This is a genomic window from Clostridium sp. RTP31139st1_H3_RTP31139_211217 (assembly GCF_040227035.1).
Taxonomy (GTDB): Bacteria; Bacillota; Clostridia; order Clostridiales; family Clostridiaceae; genus Clostridium; species Clostridium saudiense.
In genome coordinates this window covers 1-23,477 of sequence record NZ_JBCOAB010000048.1, presented here as the reverse complement: position 1 = coordinate 23,477, position 23,477 = coordinate 1, and the positions used below count along the sequence as shown (strand labels likewise).

Annotated in this window: 17 protein-coding genes; 3 read left to right on the top strand and 14 right to left on the bottom strand. The window is 28.7% G+C overall.

Features of this window, described 5'->3' with window-relative positions; translation table 11 throughout:
* Positions 1-216: 216 nt before the first annotated feature.
* Positions 217-786 (top strand): IS4 family transposase, encoded by a 570-nt coding sequence (locus tag ABUA17_RS15415; protein WP_349824102.1) that lies wholly within the window; start codon positions 217-219, stop codon positions 784-786.
* A gap of 183 nt (positions 787-969) precedes the next feature.
* On the opposite strand, the gene ABUA17_RS15410 is transcribed toward ABUA17_RS15415, so the two are convergent.
* From ABUA17_RS15410 to ABUA17_RS15390, 5 genes are all read right to left on the bottom strand, one after another.
* On the bottom strand, positions 970-1,767 hold the full coding sequence (locus ABUA17_RS15410) for a metallophosphoesterase family protein (RefSeq protein ID WP_195952456.1): 798 nt from the start codon (positions 1,765-1,767) through the stop codon (positions 970-972).
* Positions 1,768-1,776: 9 nt separating this feature from the next.
* A complete protein-coding gene (locus ABUA17_RS15405) occupies positions 1,777-2,694 on the bottom strand; it encodes an ABC transporter permease (RefSeq protein ID WP_042399405.1) in 918 nt (305 codons plus the stop codon).
* A 2-nt stretch (positions 2,695-2,696) separates the two neighbouring features.
* Positions 2,697-3,794 carry an ABC transporter permease gene (locus tag ABUA17_RS15400; RefSeq protein WP_042399402.1) on the bottom strand — a complete coding sequence of 366 codons (1,098 nt, stop codon included), beginning with the start codon at positions 3,792-3,794 and terminating at the stop codon, positions 2,697-2,699.
* On the bottom strand, positions 3,784-5,292 hold the full coding sequence (locus ABUA17_RS15395) for an ABC transporter ATP-binding protein (RefSeq protein ID WP_042399399.1): 1,509 nt from the start codon (positions 5,290-5,292) through the stop codon (positions 3,784-3,786). The genes ABUA17_RS15400 and ABUA17_RS15395 overlap by 11 nt, the downstream gene beginning before the upstream one ends.
* Before the next feature lie 110 nt (positions 5,293-5,402).
* Positions 5,403-6,461, bottom strand: a complete 1,059-nt coding sequence (locus ABUA17_RS15390) for a BMP family lipoprotein (protein ID WP_042399396.1) — start codon at positions 6,459-6,461, stop codon at positions 5,403-5,405.
* A gap of 362 nt (positions 6,462-6,823) precedes the next feature.
* Between ABUA17_RS15390 and ABUA17_RS15385 the strand changes: the two genes are divergently transcribed.
* Positions 6,824-7,495, top strand: coding sequence for a cyclic nucleotide-binding domain-containing protein (locus ABUA17_RS15385; protein ID WP_042399393.1), 672 nt, complete (start codon positions 6,824-6,826; stop codon positions 7,493-7,495).
* A 50-nt stretch (positions 7,496-7,545) separates the two neighbouring features.
* Here ABUA17_RS15385 and ABUA17_RS15380 read toward each other — a convergent pair whose 3' ends face one another.
* The 9 genes from ABUA17_RS15380 to gltB all read right to left on the bottom strand — a co-directional run bounded on the left by ABUA17_RS15380 (position 7,546) and on the right by gltB (position 21,715).
* A complete protein-coding gene (locus tag ABUA17_RS15380; RefSeq protein ID WP_042399389.1) occupies positions 7,546-9,858 on the bottom strand; it encodes a cation-translocating P-type ATPase in 2,313 nt (770 codons plus the stop codon).
* A 388-nt stretch (positions 9,859-10,246) separates the two neighbouring features.
* Positions 10,247-10,888 (bottom strand): pyroglutamyl-peptidase I, encoded by a 642-nt coding sequence (gene pcp, locus ABUA17_RS15375; RefSeq protein ID WP_042399386.1) that lies wholly within the window; start codon positions 10,886-10,888, stop codon positions 10,247-10,249.
* A 188-nt stretch (positions 10,889-11,076) separates the two neighbouring features.
* Positions 11,077-12,006 (bottom strand): DUF979 domain-containing protein, encoded by a 930-nt coding sequence (locus tag ABUA17_RS15370; protein ID WP_042399382.1) that lies wholly within the window; start codon positions 12,004-12,006, stop codon positions 11,077-11,079.
* Between the two features lie 21 nt (positions 12,007-12,027).
* Positions 12,028-12,699, bottom strand: coding sequence for a DUF969 domain-containing protein (locus ABUA17_RS15365; RefSeq protein ID WP_042399380.1), 672 nt, complete (start codon positions 12,697-12,699; stop codon positions 12,028-12,030).
* A 506-nt stretch (positions 12,700-13,205) separates the two neighbouring features.
* Positions 13,206-14,498 (bottom strand): MBL fold metallo-hydrolase, encoded by a 1,293-nt coding sequence (locus ABUA17_RS15360; RefSeq protein WP_042399377.1) that lies wholly within the window; start codon positions 14,496-14,498, stop codon positions 13,206-13,208.
* 215 nt (positions 14,499-14,713) lie between these two features.
* Positions 14,714-15,037, bottom strand: a complete 324-nt coding sequence (locus ABUA17_RS15355; protein ID WP_156327821.1) for a thioredoxin family protein — start codon at positions 15,035-15,037, stop codon at positions 14,714-14,716.
* Positions 15,038-15,192: 155 nt separating this feature from the next.
* A complete protein-coding gene (locus ABUA17_RS15350) occupies positions 15,193-15,459 on the bottom strand; it encodes a cobalamin biosynthesis protein (protein WP_042399374.1) in 267 nt (88 codons plus the stop codon).
* A gap of 205 nt (positions 15,460-15,664) precedes the next feature.
* Positions 15,665-17,134, bottom strand: a complete 1,470-nt coding sequence (locus ABUA17_RS15345) for a glutamate synthase subunit beta (RefSeq protein WP_042399372.1) — start codon at positions 17,132-17,134, stop codon at positions 15,665-15,667.
* A 12-nt stretch (positions 17,135-17,146) separates the two neighbouring features.
* Positions 17,147-21,715, bottom strand: a complete 4,569-nt coding sequence (gene gltB / locus ABUA17_RS15340) for a glutamate synthase large subunit (protein WP_195951087.1) — start codon at positions 21,713-21,715, stop codon at positions 17,147-17,149.
* 549 nt (positions 21,716-22,264) lie between these two features.
* Between gltB and ABUA17_RS15335 the strand changes: the two genes are divergently transcribed.
* Entirely contained in the window at positions 22,265-23,272 is a 1,008-nt protein-coding gene (locus tag ABUA17_RS15335; protein WP_042399364.1) for a PLP-dependent cysteine synthase family protein, read from the top strand.
* The last annotated feature ends 205 nt before the right edge of the window (positions 23,273-23,477 follow it).

The following is a 23,477-nucleotide window of genomic DNA, read 5'->3' as shown; positions in this document are numbered from 1 at the left end:
ATGTACAATTATTTTTTTGAAAATATAGAAAAAGAGCTATCGCTAGCGGATTTTTTTACCCGCTATTGCGACAGCTCTTTTTTACTTAAATATATAGTTCTTACTGTATCTATTGATATTAATATATTATCTTAAAAATCAAATAAATACCAAGTATTGTAGCTTCAAAATCCTATTTTTTTATTTAATATTTAAATTAATAAGGATAAAATGGATATGGGTATGGATAAAGATTGTATATATGTGTTTGATAGAGGATATTACGATTATAAATGGTATGATAAACTTACTGAAAATGGATTTAAATTTGTTACTCGTGGAGTCAAAAACTCAATAGTAATGGTGGAAAAATTTTTAGAATCAAATATAAATGAAGATATTTATGATACTGAGGTAATAATGGCCTCAACGCCCGACGGAAATTTAACCTTTAATAAATATAGAGAAATTATGTGTTTTGATGAGAATGATGAAGCAATTACTTTTATAACTAATATTTTTGATTTATCAAAAGAAGACATTGTAAATATATATAAGAAACGTTGGGAGATTGAGCTGTTCTTTAAATGGATTAAACAAAATCTTAGAATTAAAAAATTTATAGGTTATAATGAAAATGCTGTTAGAATTCGGATTTTTTCAGCATTAATAACATATATGTTAATTTATTTATTTTGTAAAAAGCAAAATTTAGAAGTTAAATATAATATTCTTATTCTAACAAGAATAATCCGATCAAATCTCCTTGAGATTTATTATAGAGGATTAATTACTTTAAGTGGATAAAATAATTTAAAAAATTCTATTCAAAAATTGGACATGTGCACACTTTTTTAATTCATTATTTTTCCATATGAATTAAAAGTGAGTATTATCGAAAAAATTTCGTTAATACTCACTTTTACTTTAAAAGCAATAGTAATCTATTTCTTTAATACAACACTAAAACTAAATAGGTACCTTTTATATTTATTCTTTAAAATTAACTATTCCTAATAATTTATTATCATTTGATGCTGAAATCACTTCTACTGATATTTTACCATCTTCATATGTACAAATACTAAACTGAGCATTCTCCTCAAACCTTACTATTCCATTACCCTCATCATGCCCTATAAAACTAAGGCTACCTGTTGAAAAATATGGTTTGTCCGCAAAACTCCCATTAAAAGGATGATGAGTGTGCCCAACAAAAATTCCAACTAATGAACTTTCCCTTATTATCTTTTCAAAGTTATCATCTATATCCACCGACGGTGTAGTAAATTGATCTTTTATAAGATGATGGTGAAGTATTAAAATAGTATCTTTTTTACTACCATCCTTTAATTGATTTTCTAACCACTTATACTGTTCATTTGAAATAAATCCATCACTATTTTTATATACTGAATTATCAAAACTAATAATTCTAAGATTATCAATTTCATTAACAGTATTATAAGGCTCGTTACACTCCTTATTAAACCATCCCTTATAAAAAGCTGCCTTATTATCATGATTTCCTAATGTAAGTATGTAAGGAACATTACCTAATAACTTTTCTAATTCACATTTTAAGCTAAAATAATCCTCATACATTCCTGATTCTACTAAATCACCAGTTATAATAACAAAATCAATTTTACTTAAATCTACCATAATTAAAGCCTTTTTTAGCTGAATTAAAGGACTTGTCATATCATTAAAAATAGCATTATACCCCTTTTCAGCCTTAGGATACTCTCTTAAGAAATGAATATCTGATAAATGTAAAAATTTCATATTCTACACCTACTTAATTCTCTTTTTCTTATTTCTTTTAGTTTGTATACTAAATAATATAAGTGCGACTATTGTAGCTACATAAGGTATAGATGCAGTAATTTGTGTTTTTAATGATGTATTTTGAAGTACATTTCCAGCTGCTTGTGAGAATCCAAAAAATAAACTTGATAAAAGTACACCTATTGGATGAGATTTACCTAAGTTATTAGCTGCCATAGCAATATATCCACGCCCTGAAGTCATGTTTTGCATGAATAATGTTACAGTTCCCATAGAAAGAAGAACCCCACCTAATCCACATAATATACCTGATAAACTTATAGTAAGGAATTGATATTTTTCTACTGGTGTACCAAGACTTCTAGCAGCTTCTTTATTAATTCCAACGGCACGTAATCTATATCCTAATACCGTTTTATATAAGAAAATATACATTCCTATCGCTAATATAAATGCTAAATAATCAATAATTGTTAATCCTGAAAAAATAGTCCCTAATATAGGAATATCCTTAATAATAGGTAAATCTATTTTGGGAAGGCTTACTAAGCTAGTATCAGTAAATACTCCTTTTGTTTTGAAAATTATGTAAAGTAAATATGTTGTTACTCCTCCCATCATAGTATTTGTTGCCATACCAACAACAACTGGGGATGCTTTTAATTTAATTATACAAAATCCTACAATAGCAGATACTATCATTCCACTAATTGCTCCAGCAAGAACAGATAAAAATACATTATGAGTATAATAGTTAGCAACAATACTGAAAAATGCTCCTGTTAACATTGTTCCTTCCATTGCTATATTAAAAATACGTACTTTAGTACATATAGCTGCAGCTAAAGTCACTAATAAAATAGGTGTCATCATACGAAGAGTCGAATTAGCTACCACTGCTAAATAATCTATACTTAACTCCATTACTATACTCCTTCCTTGCCTGTTGCACTTTTCTTTTTATACCACTTTACAGCAAATCTCGCTGTAATTAGTAAAGTAATAATTCCTTGAATAATTGTTGTTACTTCTGATGGAACTCCCATACTACGCTCAATAGTACTTCCGCCTGTAGTAATTCCAGCTAAGAAAATACTACTAACTAAAATACCAACCGGGTGGTTGCTTGACATTAATGAAGCTATAATACCAGTCCATGCATAACCTGGCGATGTAATCATACTATCTACATAACGATATCTTGTTCCTAAAACTTCACATGCACCACCAAGTCCTGCTAATGCCCCACTAAGCATTAATACATAATACATCATCTTAGTACTATTAACACCACCATAGTTTGCAAAGTTAGAATTTAATCCACCCATTTTTGCTTTATATCCAAAGCTTGTTCTCTTCATTATAAAAAGTACAAATAATACACAAATAACTGAAATTACAAATCCCCAATGTAATGAATATCCTTCAAACATCTTAGGTAAAATATTATCAGTTAACTTTTGTGTTTGAATTGCTGAAGAATCTAAACCTAGCGGATCCTTTACAACATATGTTGTAAAATAAGAAGCTATATAATCAGCAACATAATTCATCATAAGAGTTATAATAAGTAAATCTAACTTAAATCTTTCACTTACATAAGCTGAAATAAGTGAATATAAAACACCTACTATTGCACCACTTATAAGAGACATAGCAACAACAAAAGCTGGTGGGCCTGGACATATCACAGCTACAACTGCTGAAGTAAATGCCCCTAAAACCATTTGACCCGCAGCACCTAAGCTTGAATAACCTGATCCCCAAGCTAATGCACCAGCAAGACCAGCAAATATAATAGGAACTGAACGTGTTAAAGTCGTAGTTAAATAATAAGCAGATCCAAATCCACCTTTAAACATTCCTATAATTGCTTCAAAAGGATTAAATCCAGAAAATGCAATAATTACACCACCTAATAATATTCCAACAACAATAGCTTGTAGAGGATGCTTTAATGGTTCAAATATATTTGAAAGTCTACTCTTTGCAATACTCCCAGATAACGAATTTTTACTTTTCATTATTCTTACCTCCTACCATTAAAAGACCTAATTCCTTTTCATCAATACTTCCTCTTTTAAATTCACCAACAATTTCACCCTCATAAATAACGTAAATTCTATCACTTAAATCCATAATTTCACTTAACTCTGAAGATACTAATAATACACTATCTCCTTTATTTCTTTTTTCAACAAGCTGATCATGAATAAACTCTATTGCACCTATATCAATTCCCCTTGTAGGCTCACAAGCAATAATAAGTGGTGTTTCCATAGATATTTCTCTTGCAACAATAAGTTTTTGTGCATTTCCACCTGAAAGTTCTTTTATTTTTTGTGAAGGTGAATCTGCCTTAACACGGAATTTATAAATCAAATCTGTTGCATGCTTTGTTACTTTATTAATATTTAAAATTCCCTTTTTAGAAAATTCTTTATTATCTTCATATCCCATTAATGCATTTTCAGCTAATGTTGCATCTGGTGCACTTCCCCACATATAACGATCTTCAGGAATATGCGCAATACCAGACTCTCTAATATTCATTACAGTATGATTTGTAATATCTTTATTATTGATAATTACATTACCACCATCAACTTTTTCTAAACCCGTTATACATCGAATTAGCTCAGATTGACCATTTCCTGATACACCTGCAATACCTACTATCTCACCTTTTTTAATATGTAAGTTAACATTATTTAAGATATTTTTATCATGTTCACCCTTTAATATTAAGTTCTTAACTTCTAAAAGTTGTTCCTTTGTTTCCTTTTCTGGAATTACTCTATTAGCTATTTGTCTTCCAACCATTAAATACGATAACTCTTCAACACTTGTATCCTTCTTTAATCTTTCAGCTACAACTTCTCCAAGTCTCATTACTACAATCCTATCTGCAACTTCCATAACTTCATGAAGCTTATGAGTTATAATTATTAAGCTTTTTCCTAACTTAGCTAATTGCTTCATAGTCTTTAAAAGTTCATCTACTTCAATAGGTGTAAGTACTGCTGAAGGCTCATCAAAAATAATGACATCCGCATTTTGATAAAGTGTTTTTAATATTTCTACACGTTGTTGAAGCCCTACTGGACATTGCCCTACAATAGCACTTGGATCCACTTGTAACATGTAACGCTTTGACAGATCTTCTACCACTTTAATATTCTTTTTATAATCGAAGAATACTCCTCTTTTCATTTCATTTTTATATACAATATTTTCTGCAACAGTCATTGACTCAAAAAGCATGAAATGTTGCTGTACCATTCCAATTCCTTCTTGCATAGCGTCTGACGGATTATGAAAATTCATTTTATTTCCATTGATAAATATTTCTCCCGAATCCGGTCTTTCCAATCCATAAAGTATCTTCATTATAGTAGACTTTCCAGCACCATTTTCTCCAACAACAGCAAGTATTTCTCCCTTATTAAGGTTTATATTAACTTTGTTGTTAGCCACTACATTACCATATGTCTTGACTATATTTCTCATTTCTAAAAGCATATCCAAGTTACTCCTTTTTCTAAATTAATCTAGAATATTAATAAGAGGCAAAGCTAAAATCGCTTATGCCCCTTATATAATTGGTACTACGTACTAATTTTATATTCTAATTAGTTTGCAGCTTCTTCAGGAACTTCTATTATTAATTCCCCTGAAATAATTTTTTCTGCTGCTTCTTTACCCGCTGCTATAACTTCATCAGTTATAATTTTAGTATTTCTATAATTCATTTCTTCTGGAGAAACACCAACAACTCCAAATGCACCTTCTTTTAATCCAAGAATTTGTGAACCACCATTTAATTCATCTGCTAAGAATCTCTCAATTATAGTATCTACAACAGCCCCTGTATTCTTTAATAATCCGCTAATAATACTTGCATTTTCAGAAGTAGTTTGGTCTACACTTAATCCTGTTGTATATATTGGTGTACCCTTTTTGCTTAACTCTTGAGCAGCTTGGTATATACCAGAGTTTGCACTAGCAGAAACCCCACCAAAAATAAAGTTTGCTCCTGCGGCTTTTTGTTGTAAAGCATATTCATAAGCTAAGTTAGTATCATTGTAAGAATTAGTGTAGTTGTACATGAATTTAGCATCTGGGTTAACAGATTTTACACCTTCTGCAAATCCATATCTGTATTTATATGTAGCTTGTGTTTGGAATGATGAAATATATCCATATAAGCTTTCATTAGGGAAAGCAGTTCCAACCATTACCCCTAAAACGTATGAACCTTGTGCCTCATCAAATCCAAAGCTTGTTACTTTTCCATTAGATGCAGTTGTATCAATTACAGCATATTTTGTATTTGGGAATTTATCTGCAGCATCACTAAATGGATCAGCTGCTTGCCAACCAATACCTATTATTAAATCGTACCCTTCGTTAGATGCAGCAAGTGTATTTTCTTCCCATGCAGCAGTATCAGTACATTCAATAGATGTCATTTTAAATCCGTAAGTTTTACTTGCTTCTTCTAAAGCTTCATATGCTTGAAGAATAAATTTTTCAGTTCCGATTGTATCAGAAATTAAAGCTATATTTAAATTTGAATAATCACCATTATCACCTTTGCTTCCTGCTGATTCCTTATTTCCAGAGTTTGAACATCCAGCAAAAAGAAGTGTAGTCATAATAAGCAGTAAAGAAGTTATTATTTTTCTCATTATTTCATCTCCTAAAATTCATTTATACCTTGATTATAATGATTATGGTGATAAAAAAATATGACTTATGTCATATTTCGACCAAAAAAACTGTATATTATTTTATTTTTTTTATTCATCATTCGCTTTTTACCTTAATATTTTTATTTAACTACATATATATTGAATACTCTTTTAATAAATATTTAGCATTTTACTTAATATTTATTAATCATATATTTGCTTATTTATTCACCAAGTAGTGATTTTTCCTTATTTTTCTTAGCCTAAGACCTTATTGTTATCTGTCTATTGTTATGTTAAAATAATGACACGAATATACGAATAATATTATTAATTTACTCATTTATTTGGAGGAACTTATGATAAAGATTACGGATAATGTATTACTAGATAAATACATTAATAATACTGGTATTTCTAAATTATTTTCACAAGATATTAATAACTACTTAGAACTTTTTTCTTTAAATAAAGGTGATTTCTTAATTAACGAAGGAGAATGCTCTAATTATCTATATTTTTTAGTAAGTGGAAAATTAAAAGTTTTCTCTCATTCCACATCTGGTAAAATAATGTCTATAACCCATTTTAATTCTTTTGAAATTATAGGTGAAACCTGCAGTTTATGGGACAAACCTCCAACTGCCTCAGTTCAAGCTAGTTCAAAGGCATACTGTATTGGCATATCTATGCAATATAGAAGTCTTCTTTTAAATGATGTAGTATTCTTAAGATATATTTGTCAAAATCTTGGTGAAAGACTTAGTTATATGAATAATAACACTTGCACCAATCTTTATGAATCATTAGAAAGCCGTTTAGCATCTTTTATCTTAAAAACTGAGAAAGATGGAATCTTCTCTTATAATCTAACAGAATGCGCCGAGCTTTTATGTGCAAGCTATAGACATTTGTTGAGAATCATTAATTCATTTTGTAGTACAAATAAACTTTTTAAAAACGGAAAATATTACAAGATAATAGATAGAGATTATTTAGAAAAAGTTGCTTCAAATTCTTCTATAACCTAAAAAAACTGTATTGATTATAAAATCAATACAGTTTTTTATGCTATAGAATATTATTTAGCCCTCATTAAATAATTCTTTATTAATATTACGACTATACTTAATATTGCCATTACTAAAAATACTATTATTTCCTGTGTTCCTAAATTGCTCAAATGTAATATACTTCTAAATAAAATTGCTGCTACAAAAAATCCTATTGCTGTTGTTGTACATAAAAATAAACGCAATTTATTAAATGGTCTACACACTCTTATTACAGCTAAAATACTTGTTAATCCAATCATGTAATACATAATCGTAGTCATTTCATATAATTTTATATTTAAAGCTGGAGCTATTAAATATAAAATTATGATATTTATTATTATCACTATAGCATATGGCAATGAATTCTTTAATACACTCTTTAAAAATTTTTCTTTTATTTGCTTTCCATTTGGTTCAAATGATAAAAAGAATGATGTATATCCTTCAATAGCAAGATCTATTAATGTAATTTGTATTGGCATAAATGGAAACGCTGTACAAGTTATAATATTCAATATTGATAACATTACAGAATATAATGTTTTTATGAAAAATATTGTAGCAACGTTAGTAATATTATTTACAACTCTTCTTCCTTCCATTAATACATCTTTTAAAACACTAAAGTCAGAATTTAAAAGTACTATTTGTGATACTTGCTTAGCTACATCACTAGCTTCTGGAAGAGTTATGCTACAATCAGCTTGTCTTAATGCAATAACATCATTTACTCCATCCCCTGTCATTGCAACTGTATGTCCTTTTGCTTGTAGAGCTTGAACTAATAAACTTTTTTGATTTGGAGAAACCCTAGCAAATATACTATACTTATCAACTATTTCCATTATTTCATCGTCATTTTTTATAGTAGATAAGTCTATGTATGATTCATAATCTTCTAATCCTGCTTGCTTAGCTATACTAGAAACAGTCAATGGATTATCACCTGAAATTACTTTTACTGTTACGACTTCCCCCTTAAAAAATCCAAGCATTTCTTTTGCATTTTTCCTTAATGGATCAGACAATTCTATAGAAGCAATTATATCTATATCAGGTAATACATCTTCTACTACCTCTTTAGAGTATCCTACGAGTAATACTCTTTTACCTTGCTTTTGTGCTTCTACCAAACTTTCATCCATTGTAAAGTTGCTCTTTAATATTAATTTTTCAGGTGCTCCAACTATTATAGATCCTATGTCTTTAAATGAAATAGAACTCCACTTTCTTTCAGATGAAAATGTATTCTTATACTCAATTTCAAATGTATCACTTTCTTTAAAGTAATCTTTTAATGCTTGAAAAGTTCCATTATTATCTCCAATTTCATTAACAAAAGCACTTAAGGCCTGTTTTAATGAAATTGGCATTATTTCCTCATTAAATTTTACAACATTAGAAACTTTCATTTTTCCTTCTGTAATAGTACCAGTCTTATCAAGACATAATGTATCTACATGAGCTAATGTCTCTACACTATATAAGTCTTGTACTAATACCTTTTTCTTCGCAAGTTTTATTACACCTGTTGCAAGGGATATACTAATTAATAAAACTAGTCCTTTTGGTAGCATTCCCAATAATGCTGCTGATGTTGATATTACAGAACTTTTAATTAGTTGATTTCTAACAAAATAAGCCTCTATAAATAACAATGCTCCTACAGGTATTATGATTAAACTAGTAAGTTTTGTTACCTTTCTCATTGAGCTTAATAATTCTGAATTTATCTTCTTATGTTTTTTACTCTTTAATGTAATTTCGGCTGCTAAATTATCTTTTCCTACTTTCTCAACTTTCGCATAGCATTTTCCACTAACAACATAACTCCCTGAAAATAATTTATCTCCTGGTAACTTTATAATTGTGTCTGACTCTCCAGTAAGTAAAGATTCATTTACTTCTATTTTCCCATCAATAACAACTGAATCTGAACAAATTTGATTTCCCATATTTAATATAGTTATGTCATCTAAAACTACTTCATCGACATCTATACTAATTTCTCTTCCTTCTCTTATTACATCAACCTTTGATACTGTTAGTACAGATAACTTTGCTACCAAGTTTTTAGCATGTATCTCTTGAAAACTACCAATACATATATTCAATATAATTATCAGCATAAATGCTAAATTAGAATATGCACCAACTGACATTAAAGCAATAGCAATAAGAAAATTATATAAATTGAATAATGTAAATACATTACCTGAAATAATCTCCCAATTAGATTTTACAGTTTTTTCTTCAACAATGTTTATTTTTCCTTTTTCTTTTCTATCTAATACTTCCTCTTGTGTTAATCCTAATATAGTTTGCTGTTCTCCCACATTAACCACACTCCATATCAATTCTTCTAGTAATTATTTTTATAGTACCTTTTCAATATGTATCTATATTTTTACTTATAATAACACTTATTATATCTATATAATGTAAAATCTATGTTAAATTTTAAAATTTTTCTATAATATAGTTTTTAAATTATATATCTCTTCCATATTTTGAGTTATAAAAATACTGCATCAATTAAATTAATTCAGTATCTTTTCTTTTACTATAAAACAAAAAATGGAGCCTTTATCCCTAAGAATAAAAGCTCCATCGCTTTAAAACCCATTTAATATTATAAACAATTTACAATTTATGTTTTATAAATAAATTGGCTATTTGCTAAATATTATCTATTTTCTATTAATTTAAAAACAGATAAATTAATTAACAAATTGTTCCTCCAACAGCTTTGATATCATTATCATTTTCAACTGCTGCCTTTATTGATAATTCTAATGCCTTACTAATATCAACAATACTCATTGATGGCTTTTCTGGTTTATCTACTACTTGTGCAGGTATATATGGAACATGAATAAATCCAGCTTTCATGTTAGGATATTTTTTATCAACTAAGTATAATAAACCATACATAACGTGATTACATACAAAAGTACCTGCTGTATTTGAAACTGATGCTGGAAGTCCACCATCTTTAATTTCCTTAACCATAGCCTTTATTGGTAAGTTAGAAAAGTATGCTGGTTCTCCATCTTCGTATATAGCTATATCTAATGGTTGATTACCTTCATTATCTTCTATTCTTGCATCATCAATATTAATTGCAACTCTTTCTGGTGTAACTCCAAATCTTCCACCAGCTTGACCTATAGAAATAACTATATCTGGATTATGTTTTTCTATAGCTTCTTCTATTTTAGCTAATGATTTTCTAAAAACAGTTGGAATTTCTAACTTAATTACTTCTGCTCCACTAATATTTTCTGGTAATAATTTAACAGCTTCTAAAGCTGGATTTATACTTTCTCCACCAAATGGATCAAATCCTGTTATTAATACCTTCATTTTCATCTTCTCCCTCATTTTACATTTTGTCTTTTTGGCAAATATGAGATATTTCCTTTAATCAAAACATTTAAAGAAAATATCTCATAAATAAAATTTTTAATTATAATTTATCTAATTGAATTTACTCAACATCCTAAGATGCTCAGTTTCATTTATAATAACATTATATACAATTATTCATTAAATTAAAATGCTAAGAAGTACATTAATAAAATATGAATAGCTAATAAAATTAATGCTACAGGAGCTTGTTGCTTGATTATTGCATTTTTATCCTCAATTTCAAGTAAAGCTGCTGGCATAATATTAAAGTTAGCTGCCATTGGTGTTAATAATGTACCACAGTAACCAGCTGTTAAAGCTAAAGCTCCTGCTATAGCCACATTAGCACCCTGTGCAAATACAAATGGTATACCTATACCAACTGTTATTACTGAAAATGCTGCAAAAGCATTTCCCATAATCATTGTGAATAATGCCATACCTACACAGTAAGCAGTAACCCCTATGAATATATTTCCTTGAGGTAATATACCTGATATTCCTGAAGAAATTACATCTCCAACTCCTGCTGCTGTAAATAATGCACCAAGTGCTGCTAATAATTGTGGTAATATACTTACTGCACCTACTGATTGAAGCATTCTATCTGATTCTTCAACTAATACTCTTGGTTTTGCTTTTGTAATAACAAATGTTACTATTGCTGCAATAACAGCTGCAACACCTATAGCTGCTGTTCCTGAAATTGCTGTAAATTGTGCAATCCCTAAAGCCGCTAAAGCTATAACTAATGATGGTACAAATACCTTTAAACCTAATTTCTTTGCTTGTTCTTCTCCAAATTTTTCATCTAATGCTTTAACAGTTCCTGGTTTAACTTGCTTAGTTAAAGTAAGTACTGCTATAACTACTAATATTCCACCAACAACTACTGATGGTATGTACGGTCCAAATATAAATATTATTCCTAATAATGCCCAAAATAGAGATGTCCCTATTTTTGCCTTATGATTTTTATCTCTTAATGTTAATACTGCTGTATTTAACATCATAATTCCAATTATTATATAGAATATTTCTAATAACATATTAGAAATTGCTGCAAAATCCATATGCGTCTTCTCCTTTGTTAACTATTTATTCTTTTTTCCAAACTCTCTTTCTAATCTCTTGTCCAGTAAAATGTTTTGAATTACAACTAATCCAAATGCAATTATTGCTACAGGTATTGATGCTTTTGCAATATCTAACCCTGATGTTGCATATCCTAAATCACTTAATGTATTAGCAATTAATAAAACTCCTGAACTTGCTAGGAAAAGGTTTTGTCCATAGAAGTTACCATAGTTGTCCATAGATGCTGCTGCAGCTTTTATTTTAGCTTCTGTTTTTTCATCTATCTTTCCATACTTACTTATTGCTGCACCTTGAGCCATTGGATTTATTAATGGTCTAACAAATTGAGGATGCCCACTTATTCTTAATGACATAGCTCCTGCAATTTGTCTTATTAAACAATAAAGTGTTAAAAGCTTTCCTGTTGAAAGATTTTTTACTTGTTTAATTAATGCAACTGCCTTTTCTTTTAATCCGTATCTTTCTGATATTCCTATTACAGGTAAAGTTAATATGAAAATTGTTATTAATCTTTGATTAACAAATGTATTACCAAGTATTGATAGTATTTCAGTTATATCCATGTTTGCTGCAAACCCTGTAGCCAATGCTGATATTATTATTACAGCAATACTATCAAGTTTTAATGCAAAACCTACTATTACCATCAAAATTCCTATTAGCACCATTTAAATCATCCCTCCACTATTTCTTATATTATATTTATACTTCTTTTTTATACATTTGTCTACAATTTTCTGTATTTTTTTTATTCTTTTATGCTAATTGTTTAATTTAATACCGATTTAATTAACAAAGTGTTAATATATAGCATTATAAATAATTGCATCTATATATTTGGCTAATTTAGGTTATATATATAAGCTAATCATCTCCGAATAATTATTCAATATTATTCATAATTATTCATAATTATTCATAATTGTATGTATATTTCTTCATAATATTAAAGAGATTGCTAACTTTAGCAATCTCTTTAATATCAAATTCATTTTCTCTTTCATACCTACCTATAAGTTTAGATACTTTTATTATCTATTTAATTATTTCTAATATATACACTAAAAGTCCCAAAATTAATAATAAAAGTAATATAAATAATATAGCATTAAATATACTTCTCTTCCTCTCATAAATACTTTTGTTTAAATATATTCTATTTATATATCAAATATTATATTATTTGACCCTTTTTAGGTAATAGCACATCTCCATTCTCATTATAAAGTTTTTCTGGATGATATGAATGAATTGGAATTAACAACTTTGGAGTAATTAAATTAATTATTTTTACTAAATCATAAGGCCTAGCATGACCACTACATGACATCATCTTAAATTCAATATCATTATCTTCAAATTGTTTCACAAATGGTGCAAATCTAGGGTCAAAATCTCCTAATGGAGATGCATCTGAATGTATATAAATCCCTTTTTTCTTTAATTTATCTATATATTTTAATGCAAGTGTATCTAACTGCCAAAAATATTTACTTTCATCATTTATTAATTCTTTAAAATCAACTCTTAAGTTTTCATCTAAGCCATAATCTTTATTATCTAATTGATAATAATAAGTTGCTATTCCTGTAGCTTCTTTAACTACATATGAAAAATATGCATCTAACACAACAACTCTTGGGTTAGTTTTAATTATATTTAATATTCTTTCCACATTAGCAATATAATAATTAAATGTAAGCTGTTTATCAGGATTACTTTTAACAACTTCGTTTATTTTTTCTATAAGCTCTTCCTCATTTTCAGCTTCATTTTCTCTTAATTTTTCTCCAAAATCTTGAAATGAAACACTTACCCCTTCAATTAATAGAACATCACAATTTTTACTTTCTTTACAGAAATTAATAGTATCATTTTCTCTATACCCATGTAATCTTATATCACCTGAGTATGCTATCTTTAAATCTGGCGTTTCAATTAATAGCCCACATGCCCCATATGCATCATGATCAACTGGCATTACTTTAACTTTAATTTTCCCAACATTAATAATTTCATTTTCTTCAACACCAATTACTTCTCTTGTATTCGTTTGCCCTTTTTCATATAAAGGAAAAATAAAATCATTATTAATATTCAATGTATTTAATAATGATTTTGTACCTTCTAATGTATACAATGGTATTTCAGAGTTTAAATAATTTACAATTTTCGAATGATCTAAATGAATATGAGATAAAAATACAGCCGTATCATTGAACTTGTTTTCTTTTGATTTATACCCCTTTAATGGTATCTTTGGATCAAATATATTATCTAAATATGGTACTAATTTATTATCTAATAATCCTTGTAAATCACTAGGCTGAACCTTTGCCGCTGGATTAAATTCACTTCCAAAATCAAAGAATATATGACTATCTTCATATGCAATTTCTATAATAGTTCCACCTATTGTTAAGACTCCACTATGAAATGTAATTTTTGTTTTTTTATCTTTTAGCATATTTATAAACAACTCCTCGTATCTTAAATATTTTCATCATTAGTAAATTTATAACTCTATAATAACGTATTTTCCATTCTTTATAAACTCCCTCTCTATATTCACTAATCCTATTATATTTTTATAAACTGTAGAAAAATTCTCTTATCTTTTACTTAAAATTATAATTCATTTTTACAGTATCTATTTTAATACGTAAATACAATATACACTTTCTAAAATATCATTTCATAATATCTTTTAATATTTCTTTCAAGCTCTAATAAATCAACATTTCTACCAATTCTTAAAGTCTCCTTTCCTTCAATATATAGTAGAAATATAGGTAAAGAAAATACTCCATACTTTGCTGCTAGCTCTACATTTTTTTCTCCATCTATCTCTACAGCCTTTATATTTGGTAATGTTCTTAAAATACCTTCAATCTTAAATTTTATCGCTTCACATGCACCACAATCTCTCCCCGTAAAATAAACTACTACCATTTCATTATCATTAATTAATCTCAAAACCTCATCTTCACTTGATATCCTATTCAAAATTATCCCTCATTTCAATAACTATAATTTAAGTAATTCATGTTAATAAATTATAGTTAATAATATATTGCTTCTTTTAGCTTAACTTTTATAAGTAAATTATATACAAAAATATAGCTAGTACCTGAATATTCAAGTGCTAGCTACTTATTTAACTATTTATTATTTTTATAAAAATATTCTAAAATATCATCAAATGTTTCAAATGCTAATCCTGCAGCTTCACAACATTCTGTTATAGCCTCTTCCATTTCCTTAATAGGAATATCTTTTACAGTATCGCATTCTATACCTTGTTCACGATAAGATTCACATATTGCATTTTCTAAATCTTCTTGTGAAATTCCCTCTTCCTTAAACATGCTTAAAAAAATTTCTCTAATATTATTTTCTCTTTCAATTTCAGTTAATATGTTTTCCATATATCCTCCAAATGTCATCTCAAAAATTTATATTCTCATTGATAATTATACCATAATTTATAAATTTATAACATTTACAAATAGGTTTTTAATCTCTCCTATCATCAATCCTTATTTAGTTATTATTCTCTAACTTTTAATTTATATAAAAAGAGTTATCTTTAATTGATTTATTAATCATTAAAGATAACTCTACTTTTAACTCTTATTTCATTAAATACTTATCAACAGCTAATGCTGCATTTCTTCCTTCAGCAATTCCCCATACAACCAATGATGGTCCTCTTCTTGCATCTCCAGCAACGAAAACTTTCTCTTTAGATGTTCTATAATCTATATCATTGGCAGCAATATTGCCTCTTTTATTTAATTCTAACCCTAAATCATTAGCTATATAATCTTCAACTCCTGTGAATCCCATAGCTATTAAAACTAAATCGGCATTCCAAATCTTTTCAGAACCTTCTATTTCTTTAAGATTCATTCTACCGTCTTCTCCCTTAACCCATTGTACATCAACAGTTTTTAGAGATTTGACATTTCCATTTTCATCTCCATAAAACTCTTTAACGCTCGTTAAATATCTTCTTGGATCATGCCCAAACTTTGCAATATACTCTTCTTGGCCGTAATCAACTTTTAATACCTTTGCATATTCTGGCCAAGGATTATTTGCAGATCTAGTCTTTGGTGGCTCTCCCATAATTTCAAATTGATTTACAGATTTACATCCTTGTCTAAGAGCTGTTCCAACACAGTCTGTTCCAGTATCTCCACCACCAATTACTATTACATCCTTATTAGTTGCTAAAATATCAGTACCTTTATTAAACTGGGAGTTAATTATTCTCTTAGTATTGTTAGTTAAATATTTTACTGCAAAATGAATTCCATTAAGTTCTCTACCTGGAGCTTTTAAATCTCTTGGATTAGATGCTCCTATAGTAACTACTACTGCATCATATTCTTTATCTAATTCGCTGTACTTTACATCAACCCCAACATTAACGCAAGTTTTAAAAATTATTCCCTCTTCTTTAAGAATCTCAGCTCTTCTTTCTATAACAGTTTTCTCAAGCTTCATATTTGGTATACCATACATCATAAGGCCACCAACATGATCTTCTCTTTCATATACAGTAACACTATGTCCTAACTTATTTAAAAAATCTGCAGCTGCAAGTCCTGATGGTCCTGAACCTATTATTGCAACTTTTTTGCCTGTTCTTACTTCTGGTGGATTTGCTTTAATTAACCCTTCGCTAAATCCTTTTTCAATAAGATACTTTTCATTAGCTTTAACAGTTACAGCATCTCCATGTAATCCACAAGTACATGCATTTTCGCATAATGCTGGACATACCCTTGATGTAAACTCTGGAAAATTACTTGTTTTTAAAAGCCTTTCTAATCCTAGTTCCCATTTTCCTAGATATACAAAGTTATTCCATTCTGGAATAAGATTATGAAGTGGACATCCTGTTGCCATATTATTTAACATAACACCTGACTGGCAAAATGGAACTCCACAATCCATACATCTTGCCCCTTGTTTTCTTCTTTCCTCTTCTGTAAGAGGTGTATCAAATTCATTCCAATGATTCACTCTATTGAGTGCATCCTCTCTGCTACAATTTTTTCTATTAAACTCCATAAAACCTGTTGCTTTTCCCATGATACTCCCTCCTTATATTACCCTTCCAGTTTTTTCATAAAAGGCATTTACTAAAGCTTCATCTCTAGTACATCCCTTTTCTTCGTTAATTCTAACAAGCTCTAAAACTTCTTTATAATCTACAGGAATAACTTTTTTAATCTTAGTTATATATAAATCAAAATTATCTAAAATAGTTTTTGCTTTAACTGAATTAGTAAGCTCATAATGTTCATTTATTATATCTTTTAAGAATTTGACATCTTTATCATCTGGATTTTCAATAAGAACCATTTCTTTATTAACCTTAGAATTGAAATCTCCATCTTCATCTAACACATAAGCAATTCCACCACTCATACCTGCTGCGAAATTCACTCCTGTTTTTCCAAGTATAACAGCTTTTCCTCCAGTCATATATTCACATCCATGAGCTCCACAACCTTCTACTACAGCTGTTGCTCCTGAATTTCTTACACAGAATCTTTCTCCAACAATTCCACTAAAGAAAGCCTTTCCTGAAGTAGCTCCATATAATGCAACATTACCTACTATAATATTATCTGCTGCAACCAGTTTACTATTTTTAGGCTGATATACTATTACCTTTCCTCCAGATAATCCCTTACCAACATAGTCATTACCATCGCCTTCAACTTCTAAAGTTAAACCACTTGGTATAAATGCCCCAAAGCTTTGTCCCGCTGCTCCTGCACATTTAATCCAAATTGTATCTTCTGGTAATCCTTCTGTTTTATATCTTCTAGTTATTTCTGACCCTAAAATAGTACCAAATGTTCTATCTGTATTAACAATATCTATATTTATTTTAACTTTTTCTTTATTATCCAATGCTGGTTTTGCTAATTCTAAAAGAACAGTTGAATCTTTAACTTCATTAAGCTTATGATCAAATTTCTTATCTTCATTAAAGATAACTCCATTTTCTGAATTAATTTGAGACTTATCTAATATTAATGATAAATCAACTCTTTCAGCCTTCCAATTATTAAGATGTTCCTTTTTCTTTAACTTATCTACTCTGCCAATCATTTCATCTATACTTCTAAATCCAAGCTTAGCCATATATTCCCTTAACTCTTGTGCTATAAATTCCATGAAGTTTACAACATATTCAGGTTTACCAGTAAACCTCTTTCTAAGCTCTTCATTTTGAGTTGCAATTCCTACTGGACAAGTATCTAAATTACATACTCTCATCATTACACAACCTAAGGCTACAAGTGGAGCTGTTGCAAATCCAAACTCTTCTGCTCCAAGTAATGCTGCTATTGCAACATCTCTTCCAGTCATAAGTTTACCATCTGTTTCTACTCTTACTCTATCCCTTAAGTTATTCATAACAAGTGTTTGATGAGCTTCAGCAAGTCCTAATTCCCAAGGAAGACCGGCATGTTGAATTGATGTCTTAGGAGATGCCCCTGTACCTCCATCATATCCTGATACTAATATAACATCAGCTCCAGCCTTAGCAACACCTGCTGCAACTGTTCCAACTCCTGCTTCTGCAACTAATTTTACTGAAACATCTGCATATATATTCGAATTCTTTAAATCATATATAAGTTGTGCTAAATCCTCAATTGAATAAATATCATGATGCGGTGGTGGTGAAATTAATCCAACTGCTGTAGTTGAATGCCTTGTCTTAGCTATCCAAGGATATACCTTTGATGCAGGTAATTGTCCACCTTCTCCAGGCTTTGCTCCCTGTGCCATTTTAATTTGTAGTTCATCAGCATTAACTAAATATTCTGATGTAACACCAAATCTTCCTGATGCTATTTGTTTAATTTTTGATCTCTTTGTATCTCCGTTTGCTAATGGAATCCATCTTTCTCTATCTTCTCCACCTTCACCAGTATTAGATTTACCACCTAATCTGTTCATAGCTATAGCAAGAGCTTCATGTGCTTCCTTTGAAATTGATCCATATGACATTGCTCCTGTCTTAAATCTCTTTACTATTTCAGATACTGGCTCTACTTCTTCTAATGGAATAGGATTTTCTTCAAATTCAAAGTCTAGTAATCCTCTTAAAGTTAATCCTTCTTCTTCTTTCATTATTAATGAAGAATACTCCTTAAACTTATTGTAATCTCCACTCTTAGTCGCTTGTTGTAGTAAATAAATACTTATTGGATTGTATAAATGCTTTTCTCCATCACTTCTTAATTTATCTCTACCAAAGTTATCTAAATCAAAGTTAAGTTGCTTAAGTCTCTTATTATAAGCATCTTCATGCTTTCCTAAAGCTTCTTTTTCAATATCCTTTAATGTTAATCCACCAATTCTGCTTGTTGTATTTGTAAAGTATTTATCTATTACAGTTTTATCTATACCTAACGCTTCAAATATTTGAGCTCCTTGATAAGATCTAATAGCCGATATTCCCATTTTAGAAAGTATCTTAGTTATACCTTTTACAACAGCATTATCATAATTGTTAGTTGCCTCTTCATAAGGAATTGTAATCATTCCATCTTCAACTAACTCATGAATAGTTTGATAAACTAAATATGGATTAACTGCTGTAGCACCATATCCTAAAAGTGTTGCAAAATGATGTACTTCTCTAGCTTCACCAGTTTCAACAATTATATCTGCTAAACTTCTAACACCCTTTTTAATTAAATAATTATTCATTGCAGCAACTGCTAATAATGAAGGTATTGGTGCATTATCCTTATCTACAAATCTATCTGATAATATAATTACATTAGTTCCTTCTTTAATTAATTGAAGTGCTTCTCTACATAAATACTTTAATGATATTTCTAAGCTATTTTCCTTTGTAATATCAAAAGTAATATCTAATGTACTTATTTTATACCCATGTCCATTTAATGATTTTATTTTTTCTAAATCCTTATTATTTATAATTGGATTAACTATTTCTATTTGTCTGCAGCTTTCTGGACAATCATCTAAAATATTTCCTTTAGATCCTAAGTAAACATTAGTAGATGTTACGATTTCTTCTCTTATAGCATCTATTGGAGGATTTGTTACTTGAGCAAATAATTGTTTAAAGTAATTAAATAATGGTTGATCCTTTAATGATAATACTGCAAGTGGTGTATCAATTCCCATAGCCGCCATTGGTTCATGCTTATTTTGAGCCATTTCAAAGATATTAGTTTTTAAATCTTCATATCCATAACCAAAAACTTTTTGATAAGTTTTTCTTTCATCTTTGTTCATGAACTTTTCTTCATAATTTTCTATTTTTATATCTCTTAATGGTGTTAATCTTTCATCTAACCATTCTTGATATGGATGCTCTAAGCTATATTTTTTCTTAACTTCTGAATCCTCTATTAATTCTCCCTTAACAGTATCAACTAATAAAATCTTACCTGGTTCTAATCTTTCTTTTCTAATAACTCTTTCCTCATCAATTGCAACAGCACCTGTTTCTGATGCTAAGAAAAGATAACCATCATCAGTTATGTAATATCTAGAAGGTCTTAATCCATTTCTATCTAAAACTGCACCAACTTTATCTCCATCAGTAAATACTATTGAAGCTGGTCCATCCCATGGTTCCATTATTGTTGAATTATATTTATAGAAAGCTTTTTTATCAGGATCTATATTTTTTGATTTTTCCCATGGCTCTGGAATTAACATTAATATCGCTCTTGCTAAATCTCTTCCACCCATATATAAGAATTCTAATACATTATCGAATGTTGCTGAATCAGAACCTTCCTTATTAATAATAGGTAATACCTCTTGTAATCTTTCACCAAAAACTTCTGATTTAATAGAATCTTCTCTTGAATAAATTTTATTAACATTACCTCTTAAAGTATTTATTTCACCATTATGAACCATCATTCTATTAGGATGTGCTCTTTCCCAACTTGGGAATGTATTTGTTGAATATCTTGAATGAACTAAAGCAATAGCTGATTCTACTTCCTTATCTAATAGGTCATGATAAAACTCTCTAACCTGTGTAGATAATAACATCCCTTTATAAACTATAGTTTTAGACGAAAGTGATGCTATATAAGTACTACAATCATTTAATTTTTCTTCATTATTAAATGACTTTTCAATATCTCTTCTTAATATATATAATTCTCTTTCAAAATCCCTAGATGAATTTATACCTTCTGGCTTATTAATTATAATTTGCATAATCTTTGGCATAGCTTCTAAAGCTGCTTTTCCAAGTCCACTATAATCTACTGGAACTTCTCTTAATAATAAAAGTGAATATCCTCTTTTATTTAAAACTTCATTAATTATATTTAATGCTAATTTCCTTTTACTTTCTTCAGTTGGTAAAAATAATGCTCCTACTGCATACTCACCTGAATCTGGTAATTTTACATTAGCTTCATTACATACTCTTTTAAAGAAATTATGTGGTATTTGAATTAATATACCAGCTCCATCACCAGTATTTTCATCAGCCCCAGTACCACCTCTATGCTTCAAATTTTCTAAAATATCTAATGCATCATTAATAACCTTATTAGATTTCTTTCCTTTAATGTTTACTACAGCTCCAATTCCACATGCGTCATGTTCAAAATTGCTGTTGTATAAGCCCCAATTTTCTTTCATAAATAACGCTCCTTTTATTTATAATTTAGTCATATTATCTTCTTTGCTTTTCAATAAAAAAATGGTTCTTTAACAAAAACTTTTAACTTATTAGCTTTCATAAACTTCGTTAGTTATAATCACAAATATGAAATAATATTTTTATTAAAAATCTCTTTTTACTAAATTAATACATTTTTATTTTATAAACATTATATACAACTTTGTATATAATTTCAATTTTTTATTAATATTTTTATATACTTTCCTTTAAAAAATTAATTATTAATCACTTAAACTTATTTTTTTTAATAATATGTTATTTTTAAAATTCAAACCCCTTATTACATTTATAAGTTTTATATACATATTTTTACGAAATTATGAATGATATATTTTTATTTCTGTCATTTTCTCAAAAACTTTCATTATCTTTCAAACACAAAATATAGTTATTAATTTTAATAACATAAATAACTAATTGATATATCCTAATAGCAAAAAATTCTTACTAAAAAAATATATTACTTCATATATTATTAATAAAATAATTTTTATATAGGTGTTTATATGAACGATATAATTTTTAAATTAAATAGCTTAGAAAATTTAATTGGACATACTCCTCTAGTTGAAATTTCTTTTATATATAAAGAAAAAAAAATGAAGGTTTATGCTAAACTAGAGTATTATAATTTAACAGGAAGTATAAAAGATAGAATTGCATTATATATGTTAAAAAAAGCTTATATTAATAAAGAGCTTCATGATGATGATCTTATTTTAGAAGCAACTAGTGGAAATACTGGTATTTCTTTTGCCGCTATTGGAACTTATTTAGGTTTTAATGTTCATATTTATATGCCTGATTGGATGAGTCCTGAAAGAATTAAATTACTAGAAAGTTATAATGCTACTGTGCATTTGGTTTCAAAAGAAGCTGGTGGATTTTCAAAATGTATATCTTTAACTGAAGAATGTAAAGCTAATTGCTCTAATATATATTTACCACAACAATTTTCTAATAATTCAAATTCCTATTCCCACTACTATTCAACAGCCCCTGAAATATATAACACCTTAAAACGACATCATTTAACTCCTTCAATATTAGTTTCTGGTGTAGGTACAGGCGGTACAATAATGGGAATTTATAAGTACTTAAAAGAAAAAAATCATCATCTTAAGGCATATCCTTTAGAACCATCCTCATCACCAACATTATCAACAGGTACTCACACTGGCACTCATAGAATTCAGGGTATATCTGATGAATTTGTTCCTCCAATAGTAAATTTAAACGATTTAAACGAAATAATCAGTATTGATGACGGTGATGCAATAATTATGGCTCAAAAATTATCTCGAGAATTAGGTCTTGGAGTTGGAATTTCATCTGGTGCTAACTTTATAGGTGCTGTGAAAGCCTTAGAACTTAATAGTGCAACTTCTGTTGCAGTAACTGTGTTTGCTGATGATAATAAAAAATATCTATCTACAGATTTAATGAATAAAGAGCCTGTTAAAGAAAATTATATTTCTTCTAATATAAAACTAATCGATATCAAAGTTCTTTAATTATAAAAACAACTACCGAAAAGAAATATTATTTTTAAGTAAATTTCTAAAAATAATATTTCTTTTTTCCATAAAACATATTAACTTAAATTTATTCAATAACCACTAATACTATAACTATTTTTATTTGATAAATTACAATATCAAGTGCAACACTAATTAATTGCAAAAAAAATAACCCATACGGGTACGTTCATGTTAAAGT